The sequence below is a fragment of the Sphingomonas sp. BK580 genome (genome assembly GCF_014194975.1).
In the GTDB taxonomy this organism is placed as follows: domain Bacteria; phylum Pseudomonadota; class Alphaproteobacteria; order Sphingomonadales; family Sphingomonadaceae; genus Sphingomonas.
In genome coordinates this window covers 78,183-103,603 of sequence record NZ_JACIAY010000014.1, presented here as the reverse complement: position 1 = coordinate 103,603, position 25,421 = coordinate 78,183, and the positions used below count along the sequence as shown (strand labels likewise).

At 70.4% G+C, this 25,421-nt stretch carries 24 protein-coding genes; 14 read left to right on the top strand and 10 right to left on the bottom strand.

What is annotated here, in order from left to right:
- The first annotated feature begins 273 nt into the window (after positions 1-273).
- Positions 274-1,671, top strand: coding sequence for a DEAD/DEAH box helicase (locus FHY05_RS19710; protein WP_183946134.1), 1,398 nt, complete (start codon positions 274-276; stop codon positions 1,669-1,671).
- Between the two features lie 85 nt (positions 1,672-1,756).
- Here FHY05_RS19710 and ruvA read toward each other — a convergent pair whose 3' ends face one another.
- From ruvA to FHY05_RS19695, 3 genes are all read right to left on the bottom strand, one after another.
- A complete protein-coding gene (gene ruvA / locus FHY05_RS19705; RefSeq protein WP_183946133.1) occupies positions 1,757-2,353 on the bottom strand; it encodes a Holliday junction branch migration protein RuvA in 597 nt (198 codons plus the stop codon).
- Between the two features lie 230 nt (positions 2,354-2,583).
- On the bottom strand, positions 2,584-5,067 hold the full coding sequence (locus FHY05_RS19700; RefSeq protein ID WP_183946132.1) for a TonB-dependent receptor: 2,484 nt from the start codon (positions 5,065-5,067) through the stop codon (positions 2,584-2,586).
- 352 nt (positions 5,068-5,419) lie between these two features.
- Positions 5,420-6,412 (bottom strand): adenosine kinase, encoded by a 993-nt coding sequence (locus FHY05_RS19695; protein ID WP_183946131.1) that lies wholly within the window; start codon positions 6,410-6,412, stop codon positions 5,420-5,422.
- Between the two features lie 89 nt (positions 6,413-6,501).
- Here FHY05_RS19695 and FHY05_RS19690 point away from each other — a divergent pair, with 89 nt between their 5' ends.
- The 9 genes from FHY05_RS19690 to FHY05_RS19650 all read left to right on the top strand — a co-directional run bounded on the left by FHY05_RS19690 (position 6,502) and on the right by FHY05_RS19650 (position 18,489).
- Positions 6,502-7,170, top strand: coding sequence for an EI24 domain-containing protein (locus FHY05_RS19690; RefSeq protein ID WP_183946130.1), 669 nt, complete (start codon positions 6,502-6,504; stop codon positions 7,168-7,170).
- Positions 7,167-7,547, top strand: coding sequence for a hypothetical protein (locus FHY05_RS19685; protein ID WP_183946129.1), 381 nt, complete (start codon positions 7,167-7,169; stop codon positions 7,545-7,547). The genes FHY05_RS19690 and FHY05_RS19685 overlap by 4 nt, the downstream gene beginning before the upstream one ends.
- Before the next feature lie 184 nt (positions 7,548-7,731).
- On the top strand, positions 7,732-8,646 hold the full coding sequence (locus FHY05_RS19680; RefSeq protein WP_183946128.1) for an ATP-binding cassette domain-containing protein: 915 nt from the start codon (positions 7,732-7,734) through the stop codon (positions 8,644-8,646).
- A complete protein-coding gene (locus tag FHY05_RS19675) occupies positions 8,643-9,884 on the top strand; it encodes an ABC transporter permease (RefSeq protein WP_183946127.1) in 1,242 nt (413 codons plus the stop codon). Before FHY05_RS19680 ends, FHY05_RS19675 begins: the two co-directional genes overlap by 4 nt.
- Before the next feature lie 190 nt (positions 9,885-10,074).
- Positions 10,075-13,410 carry a TonB-dependent receptor gene (locus FHY05_RS19670; protein ID WP_183946126.1) on the top strand — a complete coding sequence of 1,112 codons (3,336 nt, stop codon included), beginning with the start codon at positions 10,075-10,077 and terminating at the stop codon, positions 13,408-13,410.
- Between the two features lie 97 nt (positions 13,411-13,507).
- A complete protein-coding gene (locus tag FHY05_RS19665) occupies positions 13,508-14,671 on the top strand; it encodes a sensor histidine kinase (protein ID WP_183946125.1) in 1,164 nt (387 codons plus the stop codon).
- A complete protein-coding gene (locus FHY05_RS19660) occupies positions 14,671-15,471 on the top strand; it encodes a LytTR family DNA-binding domain-containing protein (protein WP_183946124.1) in 801 nt (266 codons plus the stop codon). Before FHY05_RS19665 ends, FHY05_RS19660 begins: the two co-directional genes overlap by 1 nt.
- Positions 15,468-16,388 (top strand): rhodanese-related sulfurtransferase, encoded by a 921-nt coding sequence (locus FHY05_RS19655; RefSeq protein WP_183946123.1) that lies wholly within the window; start codon positions 15,468-15,470, stop codon positions 16,386-16,388. The genes FHY05_RS19660 and FHY05_RS19655 overlap by 4 nt, the downstream gene beginning before the upstream one ends.
- A 238-nt stretch (positions 16,389-16,626) precedes the next feature.
- Entirely contained in the window at positions 16,627-18,489 is a 1,863-nt protein-coding gene (locus tag FHY05_RS19650; protein WP_183946122.1) for an ABC-F family ATP-binding cassette domain-containing protein, read from the top strand.
- Between the two features lie 237 nt (positions 18,490-18,726).
- Here FHY05_RS19650 and FHY05_RS19645 read toward each other — a convergent pair whose 3' ends face one another.
- From FHY05_RS19645 to FHY05_RS19630, 4 genes are all read right to left on the bottom strand, one after another.
- Positions 18,727-19,011 carry a DUF3297 family protein gene (locus FHY05_RS19645; RefSeq protein WP_183946121.1) on the bottom strand — a complete coding sequence of 95 codons (285 nt, stop codon included), beginning with the start codon at positions 19,009-19,011 and terminating at the stop codon, positions 18,727-18,729.
- A gap of 78 nt (positions 19,012-19,089) precedes the next feature.
- A complete protein-coding gene (locus FHY05_RS19640; protein ID WP_183946120.1) occupies positions 19,090-19,473 on the bottom strand; it encodes a hypothetical protein in 384 nt (127 codons plus the stop codon).
- 157 nt (positions 19,474-19,630) lie between these two features.
- Complete coding sequence (locus FHY05_RS19635; RefSeq protein WP_183946167.1) at positions 19,631-20,065, bottom strand: nucleoside deaminase; 435 nt, start codon at positions 20,063-20,065, stop codon at positions 19,631-19,633.
- Between the two features lie 84 nt (positions 20,066-20,149).
- Positions 20,150-20,371, bottom strand: a complete 222-nt coding sequence (locus FHY05_RS19630; RefSeq protein WP_260158620.1) for a hypothetical protein — start codon at positions 20,369-20,371, stop codon at positions 20,150-20,152.
- 181 nt (positions 20,372-20,552) lie between these two features.
- Between FHY05_RS19630 and rpmB the strand changes: the two genes are divergently transcribed.
- Positions 20,553-20,849, top strand: a complete 297-nt coding sequence (gene rpmB, locus FHY05_RS19625) for a 50S ribosomal protein L28 (RefSeq protein ID WP_183921704.1) — start codon at positions 20,553-20,555, stop codon at positions 20,847-20,849.
- Between the two features lie 69 nt (positions 20,850-20,918).
- Here rpmB and FHY05_RS19620 read toward each other — a convergent pair whose 3' ends face one another.
- Positions 20,919-21,884: an esterase-like activity of phytase family protein gene (locus FHY05_RS19620; RefSeq protein ID WP_183946119.1), complete on the bottom strand. Its 966-nt coding sequence runs from the start codon at positions 21,882-21,884 to the stop codon at positions 20,919-20,921.
- Between the two features lie 150 nt (positions 21,885-22,034).
- Here FHY05_RS19620 and FHY05_RS19615 point away from each other — a divergent pair, with 150 nt between their 5' ends.
- Positions 22,035-22,394, top strand: a complete 360-nt coding sequence (locus FHY05_RS19615; RefSeq protein WP_183946118.1) for a glycine zipper 2TM domain-containing protein — start codon at positions 22,035-22,037, stop codon at positions 22,392-22,394.
- Positions 22,395-22,529: 135 nt separating this feature from the next.
- Here the strand turns inward: FHY05_RS19615 and FHY05_RS19610 are convergent, their stop codons facing one another.
- Complete coding sequence (locus tag FHY05_RS19610; RefSeq protein WP_183946117.1) at positions 22,530-22,883, bottom strand: hypothetical protein; 354 nt, start codon at positions 22,881-22,883, stop codon at positions 22,530-22,532.
- Positions 22,883-23,362, bottom strand: a complete 480-nt coding sequence (locus tag FHY05_RS19605; RefSeq protein ID WP_183946116.1) for a hypothetical protein — start codon at positions 23,360-23,362, stop codon at positions 22,883-22,885. Before FHY05_RS19605 ends, FHY05_RS19610 begins: the two co-directional genes overlap by 1 nt.
- Positions 23,363-23,548: 186 nt before the next feature.
- Between FHY05_RS19605 and obgE the strand changes: the two genes are divergently transcribed.
- Together obgE and FHY05_RS19595 are read left to right on the top strand one after the other, a co-directional pair.
- Positions 23,549-24,601 carry a GTPase ObgE gene (obgE, locus tag FHY05_RS19600; RefSeq protein ID WP_183946115.1) on the top strand — a complete coding sequence of 351 codons (1,053 nt, stop codon included), beginning with the start codon at positions 23,549-23,551 and terminating at the stop codon, positions 24,599-24,601.
- A 222-nt stretch (positions 24,602-24,823) separates the two neighbouring features.
- Complete coding sequence (locus tag FHY05_RS19595) at positions 24,824-25,387, top strand: Uma2 family endonuclease (protein WP_183946114.1); 564 nt, start codon at positions 24,824-24,826, stop codon at positions 25,385-25,387.
- Positions 25,388-25,421: the final 34 nt, after the last annotated feature.

Genomic DNA, 25,421 nt, shown 5'->3' with positions numbered 1-25,421 from the left:
ACGGGTCGATCATGTCAGAGAGGCTGTCGCGGGAAGGTCACGGTCTCCAAACACCATCATGAGCCAGGGGTTCAACGCCGCGACCTTGACTTTTTGCTGCACCTGCTCCATCTGCGCCGCATCGAGACGTATGCAGCGTGATCGGGCCCTCGCGGGTTCAGGCTCCGTCTCGGTTGTTGTTTCAGGGCTTCCCAAGTCACGCGGGGCGTCATTCTCCCCCCCCACCCGTGCGCCCTCGCGGCGCGCGGTGGGCCTGTTTCGCAGGATTCTCACATGTCATTTTCCCATCTCGGCCTGGCCGAGCCGCTCGTCCGCGCGCTCGAGGCCAAGGGCTACAGCGAGCCCACCCCGATCCAGCGCGACAGCATCCCGCTGCTGCTCGAGGGCAAGGACCTGCTCGGCATCGCGCAGACCGGCACCGGCAAGACCGCGGCGTTCGTGCTGCCGTCGATCCAGCGCCTGTCCGAGGCGAACAAGCGCGTGCTGCCGACGCACTGCCGCATGCTGGTGCTGGCGCCGACGCGCGAGCTCGCCAGCCAGATTGCCGAGTCGGCGCGCGGCTACGGCCAGTTCTCCAAGATGTCGGTGGCGACCGTGTTCGGCGGCACCAGCATCGCCAAGAACCGCAACGACGTCGCGCGCGGCGTCGATATCCTGGTCGCCACGCCGGGTCGCCTGATCGACGTGATCGAGCAGGGCTTCCTCAACCTGTCGATGCTCGAGATTCTCGTGCTCGACGAGGCCGACCAGATGCTCGACCTCGGCTTCATCCACGCGCTTAAGAAGATCGTGCGCATGCTGCCGCGCAAGCGCCAGTCGCTGTTCTTCTCGGCGACGATGCCGCCGTCGATCCGCCAGCTCGCCGACCAGTTCCTCACCGACCCGGCGACCGTCTCGGTGGTGCCGCAGTCGACCACCGCGGAGCGCGTCGACCAGTCGGTGATCTTCTGCAACCAGACCGAGAAGCAGGCGCTGCTCACCATCCTGCTGCGCGAGACCAAGATCGATCGCGCTTTGGTGTTCACGCGCACCAAGCACGGCGCCGACCGCGTCGTGAAGCTGCTCGCGGGCAACGGCATCGCCGCCAACGCGATCCACGGCAACAAGTCGCAGCCGCAGCGCGAGCGCGCGCTGGCGGCGTTCAAGGCGGGCGAGGTGCCGATCCTGGTCGCCACCGACATCGCCGCGCGCGGCATCGACGTCTCCGGGGTGAGCCACGTGTTCAACTTCGAGCTGCCCAACGTGCCCGAGCAGTATGTCCATCGCATCGGCCGCACCGCGCGCGCCGGGCGCAGCGGCGAGGCGATCGCCTTCTGCGCGGACGACGAGCGGCCCTACCTCAAGGACATCGAGAAGCTGACGCGCCAGAAGGTGACCCAGCGCGAGTTGCCCGAGGACTTCCTGCGCCGCGCCGAGCAGCTCAAGAGCGAGCGCGTCAAGGCGATCGGTGCCGACCCCGCGCCGCGCGAGGATCGTCCGCGCGGCGGGCGCCCGCCGGCGCGCCCCAAGGCGACGCACGCGCCGCGTCCCACCGCTGGCTCGCCGCAGGGTCGCAACTACGCCAACGCGAGCGCCGGAGCGGCGGGCGGAAACGGCGGCGGCAATCGTCGCCGTCGCGGCGGTCGCGGCCGCGGTGCCGGCGGCGGCGCCGGCGCGCCTGCCGGCCGGTGAGCCGGTGAGAATGCGCCGTCCTTCTTAACGGTAGGTCGATCCTCCCCTACACGGGGAGGATCGACGTGCGCGCCGCCCGCTCCCGCTACTTCGCCGCCTTGCGCAGCGCGAGCCGCACCAGCGCGTCGAGCCCGGCGCCCGCGCCGAGCTCCTCCTCCGCCGCGGCGACCGCGGCGCTCGCCTCGGCGGGGCGGAAGCCGAGGTTGAGCAGCGCCGACACCGCGTCGGCGCTCGCCCCCGCGGGCACCACCTGCGCCGCCGCGGCCGGGCCGAGCGCGACACCGCCGACCTTGTCCTTGAGCTCGCGCACGATCCGCTCGGCCAGCTTCGGGCCGACGCCGTTGGCGCGCGCCACCGTCGCCTTGTCCTGCGCCATCACCGCGCGGCTGAGATCGTTGGGCTCCAGCGCGGAGAGGATCGCCAGCGCGACGCGCGCGCCCACCCCCTGCACGCCGGTGAGCAGCCGGAACCAGTCGCGCTCGGCCGCGCTGGCGAAGCCGACCAGCCGCAGGAAATCCTCGCCGACCAGCAGCTCGGTGTGGACGAGGCAGGCCTCGCCCGCCGGCGGCAGCGCGGCGAGCGTGCGCGCCGAGGCGCCGACGAGATAGCCGACCCCCGCGACCTCGATCACCGCGTGGTCGATCCCGGTCGACGCGACCAGCCCCTTGAGATGCGCGATCATGCGCGCGGCGTTAGGCGATGCCGCGCCGGTCGTCGATGGGGCGCCTGGCTGTTCTCGTGGAACGCCGTCCTCCCGGCATCGCGCTGACCTTCGCGACTCGAAACGACAGCCGTCATCCCGGCCTCGCGCCGGGATCCGTTGTGCCGCGGGAGCAACGCGCGCGGCGTGCGCGGAACCTCGGATCTCGGGTCACGCCCGGGATGAGGAGGAGACGTACGTGCCGCCTTCGCTCAGAACCCCGCGGTGATCGTCGCGAACACCTGGCGCGGCGCGACGGGGAAGAAGTTGTACGTCCCGCTCGCCGCGCCGATGCTGATCGTGCTGGCGCCGCGCTGGTCGGTGATGTTGGTCACGTTGAGGCTCACGCCGAGCTTCTTCGCCAGCCCCTCGCCGGACACCGGCATGTCGAAGCCGATCCGTCCCGACAGCGTGAAATAGCCCTTCACGCTGAGATCGTTGGTGTAGGTGGCGTAGCGCTTGCCGATATAGTCGCCGATCAGCTGCAGCTCGACGCCCTCGGTACCGATCGTCGCGACGGTCTTGTTGAGCCACTCGGGCGAGCCCGGCACCTTCTTGCCCGCGGTCGGCACCACCGTCTGTGCCGCGCCGACGGTGTAGTCGTCGTCGTAGCGCGAGTTGTTGTACGACAACGCGTTATACAGCGAGAAGGTGTCGCCGAAGCGGAGCGTGCCGGCGACGTCGACGCCGTCGGTGGTCACGCTGCCGACGTTGGCGAGGATGGTCGCGCCGCTCGCCACCGCGCTGATCGTCTGGGTCGGGCTCACCCCGAGCAGCCGGTTCGAGAAATCGACGTGGTAATAGCTGATCTGGCCCTCAAAGCCGGTGAGCGGGCCGAGATCGAGCGCGCGGCGGGTGCGCACGCCGCCCTCGTAGGTCCAGCTCGTCTCGGGCTTGGTCTGGTCCTTGAACGCCTCGAACAGGGTCTGGCTGCCCAGCGCGAAAGGCGACAGCCCCGCCGCCGCGCTCGTCTGGAACTGGCGGATGTTCTTCTGCGCGTTGACGAAGACCTGCTCGCTCGCGGTGACGTCCCACAGAACGCCGGCCTGTGGCAGGAACCATTCGTCGGTGTTGAGCCGGCCCACCGGCAGCTCGCGCGAGCCGGTGAACGAGCCCGGGATCGGCTGCACCGGCACCGCCTGGCGCGCCTTCTGGAACGTGCTCTTGAACCCCGCCTGCACCAGCAGCGTCGGCACGATCTGCCACGCGTCCTGGATGTGCGTCTGAATCTCCTCGACGCGCACCTCGCTGCCGTACTGCGTGATCAGCGGGTCGGCATAATCGTGCGGGCGGCGGTAGACCGAGCTGGGGTCGTTGACGTCGAAGGCGTACCAGCGGCGGAAGCTCGACGAGCTCTGCCGCTCGTACCAGCCCCCCAGCTCGATCTGGTGGTTGCCGAGCTCGACCTTGAGCGTCGACAGGCCGCCGTAGCGGTCGATGCGATATTCGGTGGTACGCGTCGCCAGCCCGGAGTTGCCGAAGATCGTCGACAGCCGCGCGAGGTTGGTCGGTGACGTCGGGCTGCTCCCCGCCGCGCCCGGGTAATAGAAGGAGAACAGCAGCGGCAGGCCGGCGGCGGTGATCGGGCCGGCGATGATGCCGACGCCGTCATTATGGTGGAAGTACACCTGGTTCGACCAGGTCACCCGGTCGGTCGCGCGCCAGTCGTACTTGGCATAGCCGAGATAGTCGGTGCGCAGCGCGCCGCCGTAATAGTTGCTATAGTTGCTGCCCGCCGCGGCATAGCTCGGCGCGCCGTTGTAGGCATATTGATTGTTGAAGTACTTCAGCGTGTTCGGCAGGTCCGAGTAGAGGAACGGCCGGATGTAGGGCTGGAACGCCTGATTGGCCGCGACGACGGTGGCATCCTCGTTGGGCTCGGTCTTGTCCGAATAGGCGAAATAGGCGGTCAGCTTGCCGCGGCTGTCGTCGTGCACCAGCTTGGCATTGCCCTGCCAGCCGTTCTGATAGCCGTTGAAGTCCCACGCCCGCGCGCGCTGGCGCACGCCCGAGACGTAGAGCCGCGTGTTCTGCCCGATATCGCCGCTGTCGAGGCGGAGATAGGAGCGCGTCGCCTGATAGCTGCCGACGGTCTGCGCCGCGGTGAGTCCGAAGTCGGCGCGCGGGTCGCTCGAGAAGGTGTCGATCGTGCCGCCGAGGTTGCTGGTCGAGGCGGTGCCGAGATCGCCGGCACCCGAGGCGAGCGTGACGCGGCCGACATTCTCCGAGATGATCGCGCGCTGCGGGCTCAGCCCATTGTAGTTGCCGTATTGCTGATCGCCGAGCGGGACGCCGTCGAGCGTGTAGCCGAGCTGCTGCGCGTTGAAGCCGTGGATGAAGAGCGAGATGTTCTGCTCGTTGTTGCCCCACGGATCGGCGGTCAGGTAGGTCACGCCAGGGAGCGTCTGCAGCGCCTTGAGCGGGCTGATGCCGGGCAGGATCTTCTGGATCTCGACGTTGCCGATCTGCGTGACCGAGCGGGTCACCGCGCCGGTGACGACGACGTCCGTGGCCGCAGTGTCGTCGGTCACCGCCGGGTCGGCGCCGGCGCCGGGCGCCGGGTCGGCCGTCGCGGCGGCGGCGGTCGCGGGCGCGGCGCCGGTGCCGTCGCGCACGATCTGCGAGTCCTGCGCCGCGGCTGGCGCCACCGGGAGGGCGAGCGCGGCCGCGCCCGCGAGCAGCATCGTACGGTTCATGTGATCGTTCCCCAGCGGGCGCTGATCCGCCCGTCTGCGTCGCGCTGTGCGAGCGTCATCTTGCGGCGCGATGACGTTACTGGGTCAGTTCAATGACATGCGGCGGGAGGTGCGTGGGCGCGGTTCTCGCTTCGTCCGCGATCCCGGGCGTGAGACGAAGGTCCGGGCTGACGGCGTCGAAATCCTCCCCTGCGAGGGGAGTGCGGGCGAGGTCGTGACCCCGGACGCGACCTTGGCCTGTCGGAGGGGTGCCCCGGCGGGCGGATGTCGGCGGACCCACGACCCGCGACATCCGTCCGTCAGCGCTTCGCGCCGCCACCTCCCCTCGCAGCGGGAGGATCTGAGCCCCCCCTCACACCGTCGCGGTGATCGCCTTGAGGTCGACGATCGGGCGCGCGCCGAAATGCTGGATCACCTCGGCGGCGCAGATCGCGCCCAGCGTCAGCGACGCCTCGAGCGACCGGCCGCGCGCCTGGCCGAACAGGAACCCCGCCGCGAACAGGTCGCCCGCGCCGGTGGTGTCGACGACCTTGTCGATCGGCTGCGCCGGCACGGTCACGCGCTCGTCACCCGCGATCGCGGTGGCGCCGCGCTCGCTCAGCGTGACGACGACCAGCGGCACCCTGGCCTTCACCGCCGCGATCGCCGCCTCGACGTCGCCCGTCTCGGTCAGCGACATGATCTCGGCCTCGTTGGCGAACAGCAGGTCGATCAGCCCGGCGTCGATCAGCTCGTGGAAGGCGGCGCGGTGGCGGTCGATCACGAACTCGGCGGAGAGCGTGAAGGCCACCTTGCGCCCGGCGGCGCGCGCGACGTCGATCGCGGCGCGCATCGCCGCGCGCGGCTCCTCCGGGTCCCAGAGATAGCCTTCGAGGTAGAGGTAGCGCGCGTCGGCGATCAGCGCGCGGTCCAGCGCCGCCTCGGGCAGATAATGCGAGGCGCCGAGGAAGGTGTTCATCGTGCGCTGCCCGTCGGGCGTGACGAAGATCAGGCAACGCCCCGTCGTCGGCGCGCCGGCGCGCGCGGGCGTGTCGAAGCGAATGCCCGCGGCGCGGATGTCGTGCGCGAAGACGTCGCCGAGCTGGTCGTCGGCGACCTGGCCGATGAAGGCGCAGGACGCGCCCAGCGCCGCCATGCCCGCGATCGTGTTCGCCGCCGACCCGCCCGACACCTCCTGCCCCGGCCCCATCTTGGCGTAGAGCGTGTCCGCCTCCTCGGGCGAGAAGACCAGCGCCATCGCCCCCTTGGTCATGCCGTTGTCGGCGACGAAGGCGTCGCTCGCGGGCGAGAGGATGTCGACGATGGCGTTGCCGATCGCGACGACGTCGTAACGGGGTTCGGTCAAGGGGATGGTCCTGCTGTCCGGGAAAGCGCCGGCCTATCCGCCGCCCGCGGCTTGCGCAACCGCGGCGCAGGGCGCATCGCTGCGCGACGATGCTGCGCGCGCTGCTGCTCTCGATCGGTCAGCTCGGCGACCCGCCGGTGCTGCGCGTGCTGGCGCAGTCGCTGGCAGTGACGCTGGCGCTGTTCGCCGCGCTGGCGCTCGCTCTGTGGTGGCTGGTCGACGCCGCGCTGGCGGGCTGGGCCCATCACGGCGCGATGGCCGGGCTGGCGGCGGCGGTGGTGACCGCGCTGGCCTTCTGGCTGCTGTTCCGCGCGATCGCGATCCTGGTGGTCGGGCTGTTCGCCGACCGCATCGTCGCGGCGGTCGAGCGGCGCCACTATCCCGCGGCGGCGGCGAGCGCGCGCGAGGTGCCGCTGGCGCGCGGACTGGCGATGGGGCTCGGCTCGGCGACGCGCTTCGTGCTGATCAACCTGCTGCTGCTGCCGGTCTATCTGGCGCTGCTCGTCACCGGGGTCGGCACCGCGGCGCTGTTCTTCCTGGTCAACGCCTGGCTGCTCGGGCGCGACCTCGGCGACATGGTGGCGGCGCGCCACCTGCCGCGCGCGGCGATGCGAGACTGGCGCGCGGCGACCGGCGGGCGCCGCTTCGTGCTGGGGCTTGCCGGCACCGCGCTGTTCGTGGTTCCGCTGCTCAACGTCCTCGCTCCCGTGCTCGGCGCGGCGATGGCCACGCACCTCTACCACGGAGCCCGTCGATGATCCCGTCCCGCCGTCTCGCCGCGCTGCTCGCCGCGCTCGCGATCGCGGGCTGTACCGCGACGGCGCCGACCACCGCGCCGCGGCCGCAGCCGGTCGCGGCGGCGCTGCCCAGCGTGGGGATGGAGAGCGTGATCGGCCAGGACGCCGCCGCGCTGGTGCGCAGCTTCGGCCCGCCCGACGCCGACGTGCGCGAGGGGACCGCGCGCAAGCTGCAATTCTCCAGCGCGATCTGCATCCTCGACGCCTATCTCTACCCGCCGAGCGGGGGCGGCGGCGAGGCGAAGGTGACGTGGGTCGATTCGCGCCAACGCGACGGCCGCTCGATCGACCGCGCCAGTTGCGTGGCGGCGCTGGCGCGGCGCGACGGAGGGAAATAGCGGCGGTCGGCGGCTGGGCCTTCGGCGAGGAGAGCGGAGGGCTCACCCGCCGCTGCGGCTCACGCGGATCCTCCACGGCACGGGAGGATCGGTCCGGAGCACGCACGCGCGGCACCGACATCCCTTCCCCGCTGGCCCTCGCGCGCGCGCTCGCCTAGGCTCGGTCGCGACAAGGGGGCGTCGGGTGGCGGATAACGGGATCGCGGTCAGCGCCGAGGCGCTGGTGAAACGCTACGGCGAGCGGCGCGTCGTCGACGGCGTCGACCTCGCGGTGCCCGCGGGCGCGATCTACGGCGTGCTCGGCCCCAATGGCGCCGGCAAGACCACGACGCTGCGCATGCTGCTCGGTATCATCGAGCCCGACTCCGGCAAGCGCCGCCTGCTCGGCAGCGACGCCCCGCGCGACGTCGGCGACCGCGTCGGCTATCTGCCCGAGGAGCGCGGGCTCTACCCCTCGATGACCGCGCGCGAGGCGATCGCCTTCATGGGGGCGCTGCGCGGGCTGGAGTGGCGCACCGGCCGCGCGCGCGCCGCCGAGCTGCTCGAGGCGGCCGGGCTGGGCCACGCGATCGACGGCAAGATCCGCAAGCTCTCCAAGGGCATGGCGCAGCTGGTGCAGCTGCTCGGCGCGGTCGTCCACCGCCCCGACCTGCTGGTGCTCGACGAGCCCTTCTCCGGGCTCGACCCGGTCAACCAGGAGCGGCTGGAGGCGCTGATCCGCGCCGAGCAGGCGCGCGGCGCCACCATCCTCTTCTCCACCCACGTGATGCAGCACGCGCAACGGCTGTGCGACCGGCTCGCGATCATCGCGCGCGGGCAGCGCCGCTTCGAGGGCACGGTCGACGAGGCGCGCGCGCTGCTGCCGCAGCACGTCCATTACGTACCGCACCGCGCCGACCCGGCGATCGCCGCCCTGCTGCCCGCCGACGCGCGCGGCGACGGGGAAGGCTGGCGCTTCCAGCTGCCGAGCGAGGGCATCGAGGCGGTGCTCACCCGTCTGGTCGCGGCGGGGCACGGCATCGCCGGCCTGTCGATCGAGCGACCCGGGCTGCACGAGGCGTTCGTGCGCGTGGTCGGCGAGCAGGAGGCGCGCGCGTGACCCAGCTTCGCCGCCATCTCCGCCAGACGCTGACGATCGCGCGCCGCGATTTCGTCGCCACCGTCTTCACCCCGATCTTCCTGCTGTTCCTGTTCGCGCCGCTGATCATGGCGTCGTTCGGCGCGGTCGGCGGCATGGGCGCGGCGAGCGCGTCGGACAGTTCGGCCGCGCGCACCCGGCTGGTGGTGCTGCTGCCCGCTGCGGCGGCGCGGCGCGTGCTCGACGCCGACGCGCGCTGGCGGCCGCTGCTCGCCGGCGACTCGCGCCAGCCGCGCGTCGAGGCGCGCGCGCCCGCCGGCGATCCCGCGCGCCAGGCCGCCGCGACGCTCGCCGAGGGTGCCCACGGCCACGACTCAGTGGACGTCGCCGCGGTGCTCTACGGCCCGCTCGATCACCCCGCTGTGCTCTACGCCGCGGGCGACCGCGGCGGCGCGCGCTATCTCGCGGGCCTGGCGCGCGACGCCGCGCTGGCCGAGCGCGCCGGCACCGCGCCGCCGGCCGCGACGCTCACCGCGGTGCAGACCAGCGCCCCGTCGCAGGGCGTGCGCAAGGCGACCGGGTTCTTCGCCGTCTTCGGCATCTTCTTCCTCACCCTCTTCCTGTCCGGCCAGGTCGCGGGCACGATGGCGGAGGAGCGCAACAACAAGGTGATCGAGGTGCTCGCCGCGGCGGTGCCGCTGGAGAGCGTGTTCCTCGGCAAACTGGTCGGCATGTTCGGCGTCGCGGTGCTGTTCGTCACCTTCTGGGGCGTCGTGATCAGCCAGCTCGGCGCGCTGCTGCCCGGCGACATCGGTGACTCGCTGCGCACGCTCGCGCCCGCGGTGGGCGGCGGCTGGTTCGCGCTGCTGTTCGGCGGCTATTTTACCATGGCCTATCTGCTGCTCGGCTCGGTCTTCCTCGGGGTGGGCGCGCAGGCGGCGACGATGCGCGAGATCCAGATGCTGTCGCTGCCGATCACGATCGTGCAGGTCGCGATGTTCGCGCTCTCCTCGGCGGCGGTGTCGCATCCGGCCAGCTGGGTGGCGACCCTCGCCGAGCTGTTCCCGCTGTCCTCGCCGTTCGCGATGGCAGGGCGCGCGGCGAGCGACCCGGCGCTGTGGCCGCACGCCGCCGCGCTGGCGTGGCAGGCCTTGTGGGTGGCGATCTTCATCACCGTCGGGGCGCGGCTGTTCCGTCGCGGCGTGCTCCAGTCGGGCAGCCCGACGCCGGCGTGGAAGCGATTGTTCCGGCGTCGCTGAGCGCGACGGAACGACACCGTATACGGCACCCTCGCTGTCGCTTTTTTGCAACGCTCAGCGACAGTGTTGCAGCGCAGGACGAAAGCGCTTTCCGCTGTCATGTAAGAGACATAATCGGAGACCATCGGCGCGCCCAACGACGACGAAATCCGTCGCGCACCAGGCCATGCGCCATAGGGGACATCATCCGATGCGAAACAACCTTCTCGTAGGCGCGGCGCTGGTCGCACTCGTCGCGCCCGCCGCCGCCATGGCGCAGGAAACCACCTCGACGATCCGCGGCACCGTGACGGGCGACGGCGCCCCGGTGGCCGGCGCGACCGTCGAGGTCGTCAACGTCCCCTCGGGCACGCGCACCTCGCTCACCACCGACGCGAACGGCGGCTTCACCGCCACTGGCCTTCGCCCGGGCGGCCCCTATTCCATCACCGTCCGTGCGACCGGCTATGCCGAGTCGACGATCACCGACGTGCAGACGATCGTCGCGCAGACCTTCACGCTGCCGATCGAGCTCGCCGCCGAGGGCACCGACATCGTCGTCACCGCCTCGTCGATCGCCAGCGCGCGTACGGTCAGCCAGGGCCCGGCGACGGTGCTGAGCGCCGCCAAGATCGGCACGATCGCCTCGGTCAATCGCGACATCCGCGACCTGATGCGCCGCGACCCGCTCGCCCGCCTCGACGACACGCCCAGCGGCGGCCGCGCGGTCAGCTTCGCCGGCCAGAACGCGCGCTTCAACCGCTTCACCGTCGACGGCGTGCCGATCACCGACAATTTCGGCCTCAACCCGGACGGCCTACCGAGCCGCCGCTCGCCGATCCCGCTCGACGCGATCGGCCAGTTCCAGACCAAGGTCGCGCCCTATGACGTGCGCGAGGGCAACTTCCAGGGCGGCGTGGTCAACGTCATCCTCAAGTCCGGCACCAACGAGTTCCACGGCACCGGCTTCTATTCCTATTCGTCCGACGAGCTCGCCGGCACCAAGACCAAGGCCGGCCCCGGCGTGCCGACCGGTGAGGTCACGCTGCCGAACTACAAGTACGAGAACTACGGCGCTGAGCTGTCGGGCCCGCTCATCAAGGACAAGCTGTTCTTCATGGTCGCGGGCGAGCGGCTGCGCGCGCCGCGCCCGATCGCAGAGGGGCCGACCGACAATAACGCCGGCAACGCGGTGCCCAACCTGACGCAGGCGACGGTCAACCGCATCTCGCAGATCGCGCAGGACCGCTACGGCTATGCCACCGGGGGCGTGGTCAACAGCAACCAGGACAAGGACGATCGCCTGGTCGCCCGGATCGACGCCAACCTGTCGGATACGCAGCGCCTCGCCGCGACCTACAGCTACGCCGAGGATTCGCTGGTCATCACCAACAACACGAGCGTGAGCCCGTCGAGCCCGCAGCTCGGCCTCGCCTCCAACGCCTATCTCTCGGGCAACAAGCTGCACACCGGCGTGCTGCAGCTCAACTCGCAGTGGTCGGACGATTTCTCGACCGAGGCGCGCGGCTTCTACAAGAAGTACACGCGAATCCAGGATCCGCTGCAGGGCCGCGGCTTCGCCGAGTTCCGCGTCTGCGCCGCCGACACCTCGGACCGCACCAACCCGGGCGCGGCCGGCGCCTCGGCCTCGGTCACCTGCGCGCCCAACACGCCGCTGGTCTCGTTCGGTCCCGACGTGTCGCGCCAGTTCAACGCCCTCAATACCGAGACCTGGGGCGGCACGCTGCAGGCGCGGCTGACGCGCAACGGGCATGACCTGCGGATCTTCACCGACATCCAGCACGTCGACGTGTTCAACGCCTTCCTCAGCAACTCGAACCCGCGCGGCGGCACCACCGGCACCTATTATTTCGACTCGATCCAGGACTTCCAGAACGGCAACGCGCAGCGCTTCGGCTACACCAACGCCGTTGACCTCGATCCGAACAGCGCCGCCGCGCGCTTCAACTACTGGCAGTATGCCTTCGGCGTGATGGACACGTGGAGCATCACCGACACGCTCAACGTCGCCTATGGCATGCGCTACGACCTGTACGGCAGCCATAGCCGCCCGCAGGCGAACCCCGCCTTCATCAGCCGCTACGGCTTCACCAACCAGGAGTTCCTGTCGGGCCGCGGGCTGTTCCAGCCGCGCTTCGGCTTCGACTGGAAGCCTGCCACCGTGGTCAGCCTGCGCGGCGGTATCGGGATCTTCGGCGGCGGCGCGCCCGACGTCTATACCTCGAACAGCTTCTCGAACACGGGCATCCTGTCGAACACGGTCGACATCCGCCAGCTCAACGACGGCAGCTACGTCGGCAACAGCGCTTTCCCGGCGGGGCTCAACCCGGCGAGCATCCTGACCAACGTCAACGGCGCGACGATCCCGACCGCGGCCAACACCTATCTGGCCGGCGGCGTACAGGCGGCCGCGACAAACGCGGTGGCACGCAACTTCGAGCTGCCGTCGCAGTGGCGTGGTACGCTGTCGGTCGACTTCACCCCCGACGTGCTGGGCGGCGGCTGGACGCTGGGCGGCGACTTCTTCTGGTCGGACGTCCGCAACCAGGTGGCCTGGACCGACATCCGCTCGGTGCCGACCGCGCTGCGCACGCCAGACGGTCGCGTCCGCTACGCCTCGCTGACCACCTTCAACGACTCGCTCAACGACATCCTGCTGACCAACACCACGCGCGGACGCAGCTATGTCGCGGTGGCGCGGATCAACAAGTCGTTCGACTTCGGCCTGACCGGCGGGGTGAGCTACACCTACCAGAACATCAAGGATCAGACACCGGCGACCTCGTCGACCGCGGGCTCGAACTACGCCAACGGGGCCTTCCTCGATCCGAACATCGCCGCCTACGGCACGTCGAACGACGAGGTGCGGCACGCGATCAAGTATGACCTGACGTTCGATCACCCGTTCTTCGGCGATTACAAGACGACACTCGCCCTCTTCGGCGAGACCCGCATCGGTCGGCCGTACAGCTACACGATGCAGGACACGTCGAGCGGGCGCAGCTCGATCTTCGGCACCACTGGCTCGGGCTCGCGCTACCTGATCTACGTGCCCACCGGCATCGACGATCAGCGCGTGTCCTACGACACGCCGCAGACCGCGCAGACGCTCAACGACTTCTTCGAGTCGTCCGGCCTCGCCAAGTATCGTGGCAAGATTGCGCCGCGCAACGCGTTCAACTCGAAGTGGTTCACCCGCATCGACCTGCACGTGGCGCAGGAGATTCCGACGTTCGTGGGCAACTCGCGCATCCAGATCTTCGCGGATGTCGAGAACTTCACCAACTTCCTCAACAAGAACTGGGGTCAGATCCGCGAGTATCAGTTCCCGTACACGATCGCGGCGGCGCGGGTGAGCTGCCTCGTGGCGGCGACCCCGACGGGCACCGCGGGAACGGTCACGGCCAACACGACGCAGGCCTGCGCGCAATATCGCTACAGCCTGCCCAACGCGACGCCGACCGACACGATCTACGCGCCGCAGTCGTTGTACACGATCCGCATCGGCGCGCGCTTCAGCTTCTGACGCCACCGCACGATCGACCTGATCAGGCCGCCGCCCCGCCCCGGGGCGGCGGCCTTCCTTTTGCGCCAAGCGGTTCGCGGGTGTAGAGGGGGCCGCGATGGCGACCTCCGCGACCCACGCGCCCCCGGCGCCCACCGCCCCCGCCCCGACATCGACCAGCGTCGCCGCGCCGGCGCGCCAGCTGTTCGTGCGCCCCTTCTTCGAGGACAAGGCCGCCGCCTTCTGGAAGCTGCAGGCGGCGGGCTGGACCGGCTACATGCTGCTGCGCTCGGTCTCGTCGCTGTCGGTCAGCTTCACGCTCAAATCAATCGTGCCGGTGATCATCGAGTCGATCGTCGGTTACTGCATCACGCTGCTGCTCTCGACGCTGTACGGCTTCTACCGCCGGCTGCCGCGCGTCACCGGCATCATGCTATCGATCTTCACGCTCTCGGCCGCGACCTTCCTCTACGCCACGCTCGACGCTTTCTCGTTCAGCCTGATCAAGCTCGCCGCGCCCGGCATCGACCTGTCGGTGCTGCTCGCCACCCTGTTCCTCAACTTCACCGTGCTGGCGGGCTGGTCGGCGCTGTACTTCGGCATCAACTTCTACCTGATCGTCGAGGACCAGATCGATCAGATGGAGCATCTCGAGAACCAGGCCTCGAGCGCGCAGCTGGCGATGCTGCGCTACCAGCTCAACCCGCATTTCCTGTTCAACACGCTCAACTCGATCTCGACCTTGGTGCTGCTCAAGCAGACCGAGCGCGCCAACGCGATGCTCTCGCGGCTCGCCTCGTTCCTGCGCTACACGCTCGCCAACGAGCCCACCGCGCACGTCACCGTCGCGCAGGAGGTCGAGACGCTGAAGCTGTATCTCGAGATCGAGAAGATGCGCTTCGAGGAGCGGCTGCGTCCGAGATTCGAGGTCGACCCTGCCGTTGAGAAGGCGCGGCTGCCCTCGCTGCTGCTCCAGCCGCTGGTCGAGAATGCGATCAAATATGCCGTGACGCCGCAGGAGGACGGGGCCGAGATCTGCGTCACCGCGCGGCTCGTCGGCGACAGGGTGCTGCTCGGCGTATCCGACACCGGTCCGGGCTTGATGCCGACCAAATCGCGGCCAAGCCTTTCCACCGGCGTCGGCATCGCCAATATCAGGGAGCGGCTGGCACAGGCTTACGGGCCTGACCACCGCTTCGATGTGCGGGCCATGCCGACGGGCGGGTTCGGGGTCGAGATCGAGATCCCGTACCAGCGCGACGTACCGAATAGAGAGGTGTGATGAGCATTCGTACCATTCTCGTCGACGACGAGCCGCTCGCGATCCAGGGGCTCGAGCTCCGCCTCGCGGCGCACGACGACGTCGAGATCATCGCCAAGTGCCAGAACGGGCGCGAGGCGATCAGCGCGATCAAGACCCACAAGCCCGATCTCGTCTTCCTCGACATCCAGATGCCGGGCTTCGACGGGTTCTCGGTGGTGCAGGGGCTGATGGACGTCGAGCCGCCGCTCTTCGTGTTCGTCACGGCCTACTCCGATCACGCCATCCGCGCGTTCGAGGCGCAGGCGACCGACTATCTGATGAAGCCGGTCGAGGAAGCGCGGCTGGCCGACACGCTCGACCGCGTTCGCCAGCGGCTGTCCGAGCGGCAGAGCGTCGGCGAGGCGGAGAAGCTCAAGGAGGTGCTCGCCGAGCATGCGCCGCAGGCGGCCGCGGAAATGGGCGACGGCGGCGACTCGGTTAATGCCAGCCGCTTCGAGAAGATGATCAACATCAAGGACCGCGGACAGATCTTCCGCGTCGACGTCGACACGATCGAGCGGATCGACGCCGCCGGCGATTACATGTGCATCTACACCGGCGACAACACGCTGATCCTGCGCGAGACGATGAAGGACCTCGAGAAGCGGCTCGACCCGCGCCGGTTCCAGCGCATCCACCGCTCGACGATCGTCAACCTCGACCTCGTCAAGCAGGTCAAGCCGCACACCAACGGCGAGTGTTTCCTGGTGCTCGACTCGGGCGCGAGCGTGAAGGTGAGCCGCAGCTACCGCGACGTGGTGGCGCGCTTCGTCCATTGAGCGACGCGCCCGTCCGCGTCGACGCGCTCTACCGCTTCGCGCGGCTCGACGACCCGCGCGCGCTGCGCGGCCCGCTGCTGGAGATCGCGCGCGCCGGCGGCGTGCGCGGCACGCTGCTCCTCGCGAGCGAGGGGGTGAACGGTACCGTGGCGGGAGCGCCGGAGGCGCTCGACCGGCTGCTCGCGCCGATCCGCGCGCTGTCCGGCGGCGTCCTGTCGCTCAAGCACAGCTGGGCCGACGCCTCGCCGTTCCACCGGCTCAAGGTGAAGGTGAAGCGCGAGATCGTGACGATGGGCGAGCCGGTCGACCCGCTCACCGAGGCCGGCCACTATGTCGCGCCGGCCGAGTGGAACGCGCTGATCGACGATCCCGCCACGCTCGTGATCGACACGCGCAACGCCTATGAGGTGCGCGTCGGCAGCTTCGCCGGCGCGGTCGACCCGGGCACCGCGAGCTTCGCCGACTTCCCGGCCTGGTTCCGCGCCCACCGCGACACGTTGCTGGCGGGCAAGACGCGCGTGGCGATGTTCTGCACCGGCGGGATCCGCTGCGAGAAGTCGACCGCGCTGCTCAGGCGCGAGGGGGTCGAGCAGGTCCACCACCTCGACGGCGGCATCCTGCGCTACCTCGAGGAAGTGCCCGCCGCGGAGAGCCGCTGGTCGGGCGAATGCTTCGTGTTCGACCAGCGGGTCGCGGTCGGCCATGGCTTGGCGCCGGGGACGCACCTGCTGTGTCACGCCTGCCGCATGCCGGTGAGCGCGGCGGATCGCGCCTCGCCGCTGTACGTCGAGGGGGTGAGCTGCCCCGCCTGCCATGCGTCGCGCGACGACGCGCAGCGTGCCGGCTACGCCGAGCGCCACCGCCAGCAGCGGCTCGCCGAGTCGCGCGGCGAGGCGCATGTCGGCCGCCAATTCTAGCGCTAGTCGTGTTCCTGCCGGCGCGGGAGCACGGTACCGCCCGCCCATACTCTCCTTCCGTCATCCCGGCGCGGGCCGGGATCCACTGGGCCGCATACCCGAGGCGGGGAGGCGACGGCGGGACCGTGGATCCCCGCCCGCGCCGGGATGGCGGAAGGAGGGCTACGCCGGGAACCTCGCCGCACCGCTCCACCGACCCACCTTCCCGCTCCGCCCATGATGCGGTAGACGCGCGCGCATGCTCAACCTCAACGGCATCACCGTGCGCCTCGGCGGGCGCACGATCCTCGACGGCGCGACCGCGGCGCTCCCGCCCGGCAGCCGCGTCGGCCTGATCGGACGCAACGGCGCGGGCAAATCGACGCTGGTGCGCGTCATCGCCGGCCAGCTCGAGCCCGACGACGGCTCGGCGGACATGCCCAAGGGCGCGCGCCTCGGCTATATCGCGCAGGAGGCGCCCGCGGGCGACGCCACACCCTTCGACACGGTGATCGCCGCCGACCTCGAGCGCGCCGCGCTGATGATCGAGAGCGAGACGTGCGAGGATCCCGACCGGCTCGGCGACGTCTATGAGCGGCTGATCGCGATCGACGCCTATACCGCGCCCGCGCGCGCGGCGCAGATCCTGATCGGACTCGGCTTCGACGAGGAGATGCAGCAGCGCCCGCTCGATAGCTTCTCGGGCGGGTGGAAGATGCGCGTCGCGCTGGCGGCGCTGCTCTTCTCGCAGCCCGACCTGCTCCTGCTCGACGAGCCCTCGAACCACCTCGACCTCGAGGCGGTGATGTGGCTGGAGGACTTCCTCAAGGGTTATCCCGCGACGATCGTCGTGGTCAGCCACGAGCGCGACTTCCTCAACAACGTCGTCGACCATATCCTTCACCTCCAGGGCGGCAAGATCACGCTCTACCCGGGCGGCTATGACGCGTTCGAGCGCCAGCGCGCCGAGCGCATGGCACAGCTCGAGGCGGCGCGCGCCAACCAGGCGGCGCAGCGCGAGAAACTGCAGTCGTACATCGCCAAGAACTCGGCGCGCGCGTCGACCGCCAAACAGGCGCAGAGCCGGCAGAAGATGCTCGCCAAGATGCAGCCGATCGCCGAGATGGCGAACGACCCGACGCTGTCGTTCGGCTTCCCGGACCCGAGCGAGCTGCGCCCCCCGCTGATCACGCTCGATCTCGCCAGCGTCGGCTATAACGCCACGCCGATCCTCAAGCGGCTCAACCTGCGGCTCGATCCCGACGACCGAGTCGCGCTGCTCGGGCGCAACGGCAACGGCAAGACCACGCTGGCGCGGCTGCTCGCGGCGCAGCTGACCCCGCTGGAGGGCGCGATGAACGCGACCCCGAAGATGAAAGTCGGTTATTTCACCCAATATCAGGTGGAAGAGCTCGACACCGACGACACGCCGCTCGAGCATATGACGCGAATCATGAAGGGCGCCACGCCCGCCGCGGTGCGCGCGCAGCTCGGCCGCTTCGGCTTCTCGGGCGACAAGGCGACCACCAAGGTGGGCAAGCTCTCGGGCGGCGAGCGCGCGCGGCTGGCGCTGGCGCTGATCACGCGCGAGGCCCCGCACCTGCTGATCCTCGACGAGCCGACCAACCACCTCGACGTCGACGCGCGCGAGGCGCTGGTTCAGGCGCTCAACGCTTACTCGGGTGCGGTAGTGCTGGTCAGCCACGACCGCCACATGCTCGAGCTCACCGCCGACCGGCTGGTGCTGGTCGACGAGGGCACCGCGCGCGAGTTCGACGGCAGCCTCGACGATTACATCGCCTTCGTGCTCAAGGGCGATCCCGCCAAGCCGGGGATGAGCAAGGCCGAGCGGAAGGCCGACAAGAAGGCCGCGGCGGAGCGGCGCGACCGCGACGCCGCGCTGCGCAAGACGGTGCGCGAGCTGGAGGCGGAGATCGCGCGATTGACCGCGGAGCGCTCAGGGATCGAGCGCGCGATGGCGGACCCGGGCGGCGCCGACCCGCGCTGGCGCGGCAGGCCGATGGGCGAGCTGAGCCGGATGCGCGGCGACGTCCAGGCGGTGCTCGACACGGTCGAGCTGCGCTGGATGGAGGCGAGCGAGACACTGGAGAGCGCGAACTGAGAAGCGGTAGACCCTCCCCTTGCAGGGGAGCGCGGGCGAGGTCGTGTCCCCCGGACACGATCTTGGCACACGGGGGGCAGGCCAAAGCCCCGCGCTGGCACGCCGTAGGCTTGGTCGAGGGGTGTCGTTGCCGGGCGAGGTCACCGGCTCACCACCGGCGACACCCCTCCACCACGCCCATCGGGCGCGATTCCCCTTCCCTTGCAGGGGGGATCTAAGAGGCCGTGCGGCCGACGTTTACTCCGACTCGCCCCGGCCCGCTTCCCCAGCGCCCGCATCTTCGCCGCCGCGCTCGAACCAGGCCTCGACCGGGCCGGTCAGCTTGATCGTCAGCGGGCGGCCGTGGCGATCGACCTTCTTGCCGAGCGCGACGCGGATCCATCCCTCGGAGAGGCTATATTCCTCGACGTCGCGGCGCTCCACGCCCTTGAAGCGGATGCCGACGCCGCGCTGGAGCGCGGCCTGGTCGAAATGCGGGCTCGACGGGTCGATCGAGAGGTGGTCGGGGGGCGTGTCGGTCATGGCGCGGCGCCATGCCGCAATCCGCGCGCTCAGGCCATCAAAAAACGGCGCGGGATCGCTCCCGCGCCGCCGATAAGGTCAGTAGCCGTAGCCGTAATAGCCACGCGGCCGGTAATAGTCGCGGTAATAGCCGCGCGGCTCGTAGTAATAGGCCCGCGGCGGCGGGGCATATTCACGGTAGTAGACCCGCGGCGGTGGCGCCGGGTAGTAGCCGCGGTCGTAATAGCCACGATCGGCGTAATAGCCGCGGTCGTAGCGATCGTAGTAGCGGTCGCGGTTGTTCGACGCGATCGCCGCGCCCAGCCCCAGGCCGATCACACCACCGATCAGCGCCCCTGTCGCCGCGTCGCCGCCGCGGTCGCGATGGCGCCAGTAGCGTTGCGCCTCGGCGGGCGCGGCGCTGGTCAGCGCGGTCGCCGCCAGCACGGTGGCGAGCCCGGCCTTCTTCCACAGTCCCGACATCTCAAGACCTCCTCAACTCGGTTCGCATGATGGGTCCAACGCAGAGTGATGCGAGCCTGTTGCGATGGTTAGCCGAGTCGCGGTGAACCGTGCCGGAATGTGGCATTCATCGGGCGTCTAGGTGGCGGGCGCGTCCGGGCAGACCGCGCGCGACCGCTCAGCCAGCGCGCCGGGCCGAGAAGAAGTCGCGGAGCAGTGCCGCCGACTCACCCGCGCCGATGCCCGCGTAGATCTCCGGGCGATGGTGACAGGTCGGCTGCGCGAAGAAGCGCGGTCCGTGCTCCACCGCCCCCCCCTTGGCGTCGTCCGCGCCGTAATACAGCCGCGCGATCCGCGCGTGCGCGATCGCGCCGGCGCACATGGCGCAGGGCTCGAGCGTCACCCAGAGGTCGCAGTCCTCCAGCCGGTCGCGGCCGAGCGCGCGCGCCGCCGCGCGGATCGCCAGCATCTCGGCGTGCGCCGTGGGGTCACGCAGCGCACGCGGCGCGTTGGCCGCCACGGCGACGAGCTGGCCGCCGCGCACCACCACCGCACCCACCGGCACCTCGCCGCGCGCCGCGGCGTCGCGCGCCGCGTCGAGCGCCTGACGCATCGCGGGAGGCAGCGGGAACATGCCGGCGCGCCTAGCGTGGCGCGCGCGCCTCCGCCAGCCCGAGCGGCGTGGCGCCGCTCTGCCTCAGCGCTGCTCGCCGGGCTTCTGGATGTCGACCTTGGGCACCTCGACCGTCTTGTTCTCGGTGCCGACGCTGACCTTGGCGACGTCCGCCTCGAACTTGGGCGCCTGCCCGCCCTCGAGCCGCGGCAGCTGCGCGGTCTGCGTCTGATCGAACTTGACGAATCCCAGCATCATCGCGGCGAGCAGCACCAGGGCCGCGATCCCCACCAGAGCGAGCAACATGCGCATGTGATATCCTCCCGATCGGTACGTTAGCGCAACAACGCTTGAGCCGCTACAACGCGCCGCCGGGAGCGAGGTTGCCGCTGGCCCGACTTGGCCGGTCGCGTGATCGCTTGACCGATCGGCCGCCGCGGGCTATCGCGCCCCACTTTCCGGGCAACCGATATTCAGGATCGATCACATGTCGCGCATCTGCGAGCTGACCGGCAAGGGCCGGCAGGTGGGGCACAACGTCTCCCACGCCAACAACAAGACCAAGCGCACGTTTCTGCCGAACCTGCAGAACGTCACGCTGCTGTCGGACGCGCTGGAGCGTTCGGTGTCGCTGCGCGTCTCGACCCACGGTCTGCGCTCGGTCGAGCATAACGGCGGGCTGGACAACTGGCTGGTCAAGACCTCGGACGACAAGCTGTCGCTCAAGGCGCGCCGCCTCAAGCGCGACATCGTGAAGAAGCGCGCCGCCGCCGTCGCGGCCTGATCCGCTTCCCCGATCCGATCGATCGCGGCCCGCCGTCCCGGTGACGGCGGGCCGCTTCGCGTGTGCGGCTCAGCCGAGCCAGCGAAATTTGGCGAGCACCGTCGGACGCCAGCGATTGGTGTCGTTGTCGGTGACCACCCAGATCATCGTCGTCCCGCGCTCGACCGTCGCGGCGATCCCCTCGGCGTTCTCGTGCGCCATCGCCGCGCTGATGTCCGCCACCACGCGTCCGCGGAGCAGCGCGCCCGGCCGGATCGAATCGCGCGCGATTCGCACGACGACCGAATCGAACCGCAGCGGCGGGAAGTGCCAGCGGCGATTGAGCACGAGCACGTCGCCGTCCGGCAGCACCGTCGCGTCACTCGGCGCGAAGCCCTCGGGCGGTTGATACCGCAGCGCTGCACCGACCGCACCCGGCGCGGTCGGGTCACCGTCGAACAGCAGCGCGCCGCGCGGCTCGCGCATGTTGCGCCAACCCTCCTGGATCACGAGGAAGCGGCCGTCGTTCAGGCGGACGAGCGACTCGGGGCCGGTATTGTCACCCCACCGACGCATCGCTGTCGGCGCCACAGTCGCGGTGGCGTGCGCGAGGTCGGGGGCGTAGCGCCAGATCGCGTTGACCCGCTCATAGCCGATCCAGGCGACGCCGCTGGCGCGATCGAGCACCAGCGACTCGGTGTCGCGGTCCAGTTTCATCCAGCCGGTGCCGGGCCCGTCGCGCAGCGAGACGATCGCGCGCCGCTCGATCCGGCGGCGCGCGATGCTGAGCCGCAGGAATTGGCCGCCATCGCTGAGCAGCACCGCCTCATCACCGCGCAGCGCCAGCGCCGAGAAGCCGCCGAAGTCGCGATCGTCCGACTCGAGCGACAGCGCGCCCACCGGCGCGAGCGGACCGATCCGACGCGGCCAGCCGCCCGGCGGCACGATCGCACGCGCGCGCAGCCCGGCGTCGGGCGCGAGCAGCGGCAGTCGCGCGTCGCCGGTCCAGCCCGGCACCAGCAGCAGCACCGCGAGCAGGGAGAGGAACCAGCGCATCGCGGCGCTCTACGGGGGCGGTGCCGCGGGGGAAAGGAGGATGAACCTTCGATAACGGGTGCATTCAGGGTCGGCTCAACGCGACTCGAGCATAACCGCATCATCGACGGGCAGCCCCGCCGACCGGAACAAGCAAACGGGAGATGACAGATGTTCAAGAATCTCGCTCTGGCTGGCGCCGCGCTCGCGATGGGCACCGCCGCGATCGTGCCGACCGCCGCCGACGCGCAGCGTTACGGCCGCTATGACCGCGACTATCGCGACTATCGCCACGACCGCAGCAGCTACCGCGACTATGACCGCCGCGGCGACTCGCGCCGGTACAGTTACAACCAGCGCTGCTCGGGCGGCACCACCGGGACGGTGGTCGGCGCGATCGCGGGCGGCCTGCTCGGCCGGGTGATCGACTCGCGCGGTGACCGCACGCTCGGCACGGTGCTCGGCGGCGTCGGCGGCGCGGTCGCGGGCAACGCGATCGAGAAGTCGAACAACCCGCGGTACTGCCGTTAACTTCTTGCGGTTACTGGGGCGGGCGCGGCCGAGCGGCCCCGCCGTCCCGACCGCCACGAGTTCCCTCGCGTAGAGTAGGAGGGCGCGGGTCCGGTACCTTCGGGTGCCGGACCCGTAGTCATGCGGGCGGCGGCCTCACTGGTAGTGGCCGAGCCGCTCGAATCCGGTGTTGGTCTTCGCCATCTTCATCAGCTTGCGGATCTGCCCGCGCGCGTGGCGATCGAACTTGCGATCGTCGTAGATGCCGCGCCAGATGAACTCGTCCTCGGCCTGCAGCGCCTTGAGCGCGGCGGTCAGCGAGTCCTGGCTGTCGCTCGCCCCGCTTCGCAGCAGCGCCGCGCACACCATCTCCTCGGCCGCGGCCTGGTCGCAATCGTCCTGACGGTCGCGACCGCGGCGCTCGGCGGTGACCTGGTCGGCGCGCGCCGCCGCGACTCGGCGCTCCAGCCAGGTGCGCACCGCCGCGCCGTCCCACGCTGCCGCCACCATCACGCCGCCTCCGTGTCCGCGGCGAGCACGCGCGCGATCTCGTCCTCGGCCAGGCCGAACACCGCCGCCAGCCCGGCGACGCTCGCGCCGCGCGCCGCCAGCGTCCGGATCCGCTCGCCGTCGACGAGCGTGGCATAGCCGCTGACGTCGCGGTCCTGCCGCACCACGTCGCGCCGCCCCGAGCCGCGCTTGCGCTCGGCCGCGGCGCGATGCGGGTCGCGCTCGGCCAGCGCCGCCGCGGCCTCGCGGCGCGACCGGCGCGCCGCCTCGCGCTCCTGCGCCTGCGCCTCACGTGCGACGGCGCGCGATTCGAGCCGCGTCGTCACCGCCTCTGCGCGGGCGGCGGCGCGCGCCTCGCTCGACCGGGCGCGCGCGTCGGCGCGCGTCCCGGCGTCGCGGCGTTCGCCCGCGATCGCTGTTCCGCCGCGGTTCCAGCTACTGTCGACCAAGGCCCGCTCCATCGGCGCTCCGTGCGCCACGGGCTTCTCCTAGGACAGGACCAATCTCGTTTGAACCCTCCCGCGCGCCTGCGCACGGAGGAGCCCGGCGCGGCGAACGCGATCCCCGCGGCCCTGGGCTCCCGCGTCCGCCGGAGCGCGACGGCGCGTCGCCCAAGCGGCCACGCGACGGTCGCTTTCACCGCCGCGACGCGGTACGGAGCCGCCATGCATTTCCTCGATCAGGCAAAGATCTTCGTGCGCTCGGGCGCGGGCGGTCCCGGCGCGGTCAGCTTCCGGCGCGAGAAGTACATCGAATATGGCGGCCCCGACGGCGGTGACGGCGGCAAGGGCGGCGACATCGTCTTCGAGGCGGTGGCCGGGCTGAACACGCTGATCGACTTCCGCTATACCCAGCATTTCCGCGCCCCGCGCGGCACCGGCGGCTCGGGCAGCAACCGCACCGGCGGCGGCGGCAAGGACCTCGTCATCAAGGTGCCGGTCGGCACGCAGATCCTCGCCGACGACGAGGAGCGCACGATGCTGGCCGATCTCACCAGGGTAGGCGAGCGGATCGTGTTCCTGCGCGGCGGCGACGGCGGGCGCGGCAACGCCAGCTACAAGACCTCGACCAACCGCGCGCCGCACCAGCACGGCACCGGTTGGCCCAGCGAGGAAGCCTGGGTCTGGCTGCGGCTCAAGCTGCTCGCCGACGCGGGGCTGGTCGGGCTGCCCAACGCGGGCAAGTCGACCTTCATCAACCAGGTCACCAACGCCCAGGCCAAGGTGGGCGCCTATGCCTTCACCACGACTCGCCCGCAGCTCGGCGTGGTGCGCCACAAGCAGCGCGAGTTCGTCGTCGCCGACATCCCCGGCCTGATCGAGGGCGCGGCCGAGGGCGCGGGCATCGGCGACCGCTTCCTCGGCCATATCGAGCGCTGCCGGGTGCTGCTCCACCTCATCGACGCCAACGACGAGGACGTGGCGGAGAGCTATCGCATCGTGCGCGACGAGCTGGCGGCCTATGGCGGCGGGCTCGAGGACAAGCCCGTGGTGGTCGCGCTCAACAAGATCGACACGCTCGACGACGAGCTGATCGCGGCGCTGGCGGCGGAGCTGGAGGAAGCGAGCGGCGCCGAGGTGATCCCGCTCTCGGGCGCGAGCGGCGTCGGCGTCGACTGGGCGCTCGACAAATTGCTCGAGGCGATCCCGACGAGCGAGTCGCCGGTCGACGACGACGGCGAGGAGGAAGCGCTGGAGTGGTCGCCGCTGCGGGGGTGAGACTAGCGTGTGATCCACCTGGCTCGAACCAGCGCGGTGCTCCTGCGGACGCAGGAGCCCAGAGCCACGAGGGTCACGCCGGCGGCCCTGGGCTCCGGCGTTCGCCGGAGCACGATCCACTCGAGGCCGACAGACCTAAGAACGCTATCGGACATTATCCCCCTCCCTACCGTCAACGGCCCGCGATGACTACGCGCCGCGCCACGCCTCTATCATGAGGTGATGACCGCGCCGATCACGCCCCTTTACCCTTCACTCACCGCCGAGCGCTTCCTCGCGATCGACTTCGGCGAGGAGAAGGCCGAACTCGACCGCGGGGTGGTTAGGATCATCACTGGCGCGACCAAGCGCCATGTCGAAGTGGCCGGCAACGTCCTGACCTATCTCGCGACCAGCCTACGTGGTTCGGGGTTCGCCGCCTATTCCTCGCAGCTGGCGACACGCACCGGCGACCTTTCGGTACGACAATCCGACGTGGCCGTCTTCCACGGCAAGAGCGACCCGTCCTACGACAACGAGCGCGCCTTCACCGATCCGCGCGTCTTATTCGAAGTGCTCTCCGGCAGCACCGCGCGCACCGACCTCACCGTCAAGCTGGAGGAGTACAGAGCCCTGCCCAGCGTCGACACGATCGTGTTCGTCGACATCGCCGCCGAGCGCCTGCGCGTCCTGCAGCGCAACGGGCCGCGCGCGTGGAGCGACGTCGCGCATGATGTGCCGGTCGACGTCGCCCTGCCCGCCCTGCGCCTCACCCTTCCCCACGCCGAGATCTTCGCGCGCGATTGAGCGCGGCGCGTGCGCGCGCTACCGCTCGCCGCGC